This is a genomic window from Mesorhizobium sp. M7A.F.Ca.AU.001.01.1.1 (assembly GCF_004022735.1).
GTDB lineage: Bacteria > Pseudomonadota > Alphaproteobacteria > Rhizobiales > Rhizobiaceae > Mesorhizobium > Mesorhizobium ciceri.
Map to the genome: position 1 here is coordinate 1 of NZ_RZPF01000517.1, position 4,843 is coordinate 4,843.

The 4,843-nt window shown below is 60.5% G+C and carries 4 protein-coding genes; all 4 read right to left on the reverse strand.

Features of this window, described 5'->3' with window-relative positions:
- A partial coding sequence (locus EN884_RS25895; RefSeq protein WP_245491991.1) for a biotin/lipoyl-binding protein occupies positions 1 to 588 on the reverse strand: 588 nt, incomplete at its 3' end.
- A 20-nt stretch (positions 589 to 608) separates the two neighbouring features.
- Positions 609 to 2,354, reverse strand: coding sequence for a type I secretion system permease/ATPase (locus tag EN884_RS25900; RefSeq protein WP_063170807.1), 1,746 nt, complete (start codon positions 2,352 to 2,354; stop codon positions 609 to 611).
- Positions 2,355 to 2,455: 101 nt separating this feature from the next.
- Positions 2,456 to 3,847, reverse strand: coding sequence for a family 16 glycosylhydrolase (locus tag EN884_RS25905; protein ID WP_128360807.1), 1,392 nt, complete (start codon positions 3,845 to 3,847; stop codon positions 2,456 to 2,458).
- A gap of 311 nt (positions 3,848 to 4,158) precedes the next feature.
- A complete protein-coding gene (locus EN884_RS25910) occupies positions 4,159 to 4,440 on the reverse strand; it encodes a hypothetical protein (protein ID WP_244514441.1) in 282 nt (93 codons plus the stop codon).
- Between the last annotated feature and the right edge of the window lie 403 nt (positions 4,441 to 4,843).

Sequence of the window (4,843 nt, forward strand, 5' to 3'; positions counted from 1 at the left end):
CTCCCATAATGTGCGCATGCCCGCGAGCTCGGTTCCGATCAGCTTGATTTCCTGGCTCTTGGCGTCCTTTTGCTCGGTCAGGCCGGAGACTTCTTCGGCGAGCTGGGAGATACGTTCCGCCAACTGCGCCTTCTGGCCAGCGCGTGCCTGCCGGCGGAACTCGAAGAGCGACTGCTCTCCGGCCATTGTTCCGCTGACATCCGGATCGTCCCGCCGAGACATCAGCGACGGCGGAAAACCGATGGCGTCCGCACCATCGCGCTCGGCCTTGAGACGTGCCAGGCGGGCATCGAGTTCATCCGCGCTCTTGGTGACAATGGCCAGATTGGCGCGGGTGACTGTTTCATCCAGATGAATCAGAACCTGTCCCGCTTGCACGGCATCGCCTTCGCGCACGAAGATTTGGCCGACCACGCCGCCCGTCGGATGCTGCACCTTTTTGACGCTGGAATCGACAACCAGCTTTCCCGATCCAATGACCGCGCCAGAGAGGTCGATCACGGCGGCAAGGCTGCCCGCTCCACCGACCAGTAGGATGGAGGTCGCAATGCCGCCAAGCAGATAACGTCGAATGGCCCGGTCGACCACCGATGTCGCCCTCTCCGGCATCAGAGCGCCGCCTCTTCAGGACTTGGGACAACTTTCAACGGAACGCTGATGGGACGGGTCACATTGGTCATGATCTCATTCTTCGGGCCAAAGGCCTGAATGCTGCCGTTCGTCATGACAAGGATCTGGTCAAGACTTTGCAATGCACTCGGGCGATGCGCCACCACGATGGCCATGCCGCCTCTGTCGCGCACGCCTTGGATCGCCGCCGTCAAGGCGGCTTCGCCATCGGCATCGAGATTGGAATTCGGCTCGTCGAGTATGACAAGAAACGGATCGCCATAGAGAGCACGCGCCAAAGCGACCCTCTGTCGCTGGCCCGCCGAAAGCGCCGACCCGGCCTCGCCAATGCGCGTTTCATAACCTTCAGGCAGGTGAACCACCAGATCATGAACACCGGCGGCGCGCGCAGCGGTCAGTATTTTGTCCGAGGGGGGCCGGGGTTCGAAGCGAGCTATGTTCTCGGCAATGGTGCCGTCGAACAGCTCGACATCCTGCGGCAGATAACCGACATGCTTGCCTAGGTCTTCCGACGACCACTGGTCGAGCGTCGCACCGTCGAGCCTGACGGTACCGCGCACTGGCAGCCAGACGCCGGCGATGGCTCTGACGAGCGAGGATTTTCCCGAAGCGCTCGGACCGATGATGCCGAGGCCGGCGCCCTTCTCCAGCACGAAGCCCGCATCCTGGACGACAAGGCGGCGCTCGCCCGGCGGCGCCACACTGATGCGCTCTACCGAGAGGCGAAACGACGGCGGCGGCAGCGAGACAGTTGTTGCAGCCTCGGGCAGCAGCCCCAGAAGGTGGGTGAGGCGGGCCCCGGCCTGGCGGGCGCTGACGAAGCTCTTCCAATGCACGATCGCGAGTTCAATCGGTGCCAGCGCCCGGCTCATTATGATCGAGCTGGCAATCATGATGCCTCCTGTTGCCTCCTGATGGATGACGAGCCAGGCGCCGATCGCCAGGATGCCGGATTGAAGCATCATGCGCACGACTTTCGAAATCGTTCCGAGCGTCCCCGCCAAATCGCTCGCCTTGGCATTCGTCTTGAGATAGTCGTCGTTGACGGCAGACCAGCGATCGGCAATGCGTGGGCCAAAACCCATTGCCTGAAGCACCTCGACGTTGCGGCGTGTCGCTTCCGCCAGTGTGTTGCGCGAAGCGGCCTGGCTGTTAGCACGTTTCGCCGTCTCCCTCGTGCGTAGTTCCGCCAGTAAGGTCAGGGCAAACAGAATGATGGCGCCCAAGAGCGCGGTCATGCCGATCCAGAAATGGAACAGGAAACAGATTGCGAGATAAAGCGGCATCCAGGGCAGGTCGAACAGCGCGGTCGGCCCAGCGCTCGACAGGAACGATCGGACCTGATCGAGGTCCCGCAATGACTGCAAGCCATCGCCGGGAAGCTTCGTGCGCAACGGCAGACGCATCAGTGCGGTGTAGACCTGCCCGCTGAGCCGCGCATCGAGCGCCATGCCGATACGCACCAGCAGCCGCGATCGGATCAGCTCAAGAACGCCCTGGAAGAGGAACAGCGTGCCCGCAAACAAGCAAAGGCCGACAAGCGTCGGCACGCTGCGGCCGGGGATGACGCGATCGTAGACCTGCAGCATGAAGAACGAGCCGGTCAGCGCCAGGACATTGACGACCCCGCTCATCAAGGCGATGCCGGCGAATGCCCGCCGAAAGGAAGCCAATACGGCCGTGAGCGTTGTTCGCGGCGGCTCAGAAGGGCGGGAGTGAGACATCGTCCTTCACCTCGGGCCTAGTGCGGCGGCAAGCGGCAATGAACGCGTTCGAGACCAGTTGGTGAAGGATGTCGGTTTCACTCCATCTTCCAGCATGGCACCTAGATGAACCAGTCATTCAGCGCGTAGGCATGAACATAGTCGACGTGCATTTCAGAAGGGGTGGCAAGCCCGTCGGCGGGCGCTCCCGCCATGCCGCCGACAGCCTGGTCGACCAGCATATACATTGGCTTGTGCATGTCGGCAGGCGTTGGTGCGCGGGCAACTTCGACATCGTCGAAATACCAGACCAGTTCGCTTGGGGTCCAAAGCACCCCATATTTGTGGAACCCTGCGGTATCCGCTGCATATACGGTCGAGGTCACTTTTGTATGCGACCCCGTGGCATTCGAGTGGCTGGTCAGGGTGAGCTTGTTGGGATCCTGGCCGATCATCTCCACTGCGTCCAGTTCCGGCGGCCAGGAGCCATCCGCCGGAAGAAGCCAGAAGGCCGGCCATGCACCCTGCTTTTCGGGCATGTCGGCTCGAATTTCGAAATAGCCGTAGGTCTGTGCGAAGGAATGGTAGGTCGTCAGCAGACCTGACGTGTAATCATAGTTGTTTATGTAGGGCTTGATCGCATCGGGAGCCCGGGCGGCCGTAATGGTGAGAACACCGTCCTGTACGCTGAACGGGTTGACCGAACTCGTGGGGGCGTAGCTGGTGTCGATATACCACTGAAGCTCGCTGTTGGTGGTGAGCGAGCTGCCGTTCGGAGCACCCCACCAGAAGTTCGTATCCCAGGTCCCGCTAGAACCGCTGTGCAGGTTCAACGTATTGAACTCGTCCGAGAAGGTGAGCGTCAGATGCGACTTGTCCAGGGCGAGATCGAACTGGTTGGCGCTGAACTGGTCGATGGTCTTGTTCTCGAAGACGAGAAACTCGGTTGGCGACAGGGTAAGTCGGACGTTCGATCCCGACTGCACCATGGCGGCGTGCACCTGGTCGAAAGAGAGGAAGCCGTAGCCTCCGACGCGCACGGTGTCGTCGGCGCCGAAGTCGAGAATAAGGTCGCTGCCATTGCCTGGTTTGACGACGAAAATGTCAGCGCCGGAGCCACCCTTGAGAACGTCGTCGCCCTTCAAGCCGTCGAGCGTCTGCTGGCCGGAACCGCCGACGACGATATTGTTCAATGCGTTTCCGAAGGCATATTGTTTATCGCCGGTGACCGTCAGATTCTCAAAATTCGCCGGCAGCCTGTAGCTCATCCAGGTCGAGATCGTATCGATGCCCTCGTTGGGCAGCTCCGCCGCTTTGTTTTTCGCGGAGTACAGGTAGTAGATATCGTCGCCCTGGCCGCCATACATCGTAACGCTGACGCTGCCGTCGCCATACAGCGAATCGTCGTAGATGCTGCCGTAGAGGGCCGGGCCCGAATTCGTCGCCGAGTACCACCTTGCGGAGGACCCACTATAGGGGAGCGGAACGCCCTTGGCATTGGTTACGGCGGCCATTTTGCTTGCAGCTCCGTTGGTTTGTTCCAAGCCCTAACACGATGCAAGGCAAAAGGAGCCGATAGGTTTTGTCTTCAAACTCAGGAGGGTTATCAAAACGTAAATGCCCGAGGGGCAGGACGCGTCCGTCAGGCGAAGCTGGCTTGAGCGTGAAGTGGGGCGACTGGGGCCGGTTGGGCGAAGAGCGCGCACCAACGAGAATGCTGCCGAAACGTGGCAGGCTTCTGAGCGGAACCTTGGACCCGAATCGCAAGTTTGGCGGGACACCCGCGAGAGCCCTGCCCATCGGGCGCGGATGCGGGACCTTCCCCCTAGCCGCCGAACGCTTGCGGCCATTCCTCGCAGATCAGAGGCCGAGGGTCTGACCCGTTTCCATCTGAAATCCGCAACACCGAGTTCTGGAACGCGTCAAGGGCAGAGCCGTGGGTGATATCGACCAGCACGGCCGCTGCGGCTTCAACCTTATCGGCCGCTTCGTCTACCTTGTCGAAACGCATCAGCATTCGATCGTGGAGCATCGACAACCGCGTGGCGTGGTAAAGCACGCTGCGCTTATGGTAATCCGAGTCCAGCGGCTCAAACAGTATTGTCATGACGGCAACTCCTCGCCATTTCATGTCCATTCGGGGGTGATTTGGAGGCCGCCCGCGTATAGATATTGGTCTGGCGCTCCCGAGGCCTCCGTCACGCGCTGTTGAGCTGCCCGGACCCTGCAGCACAGGGCGATATTCACCACGCCATTTTTCCTGTCCGCTTCTTCCTTTGCGCGCCTCAACGATTTCTCAGCACGTTTGAAGCGCAACCTTGAACTGCCAAGTTTCAAGAATTTCAGCCATCGTTCCGCTTCCTATGCGGTTGCTTCCCTCGGCTGATAATTACGGCTGTTCTGTTTGGTTCCGGCCAATCGCGACCGGCTCCCAGATTTTACAGAGCCAGGCCGATCTGGCGCTGCCGATTTAAATCTCTCCGGCAATGGGCTTGAGCGCATCTTCTGTC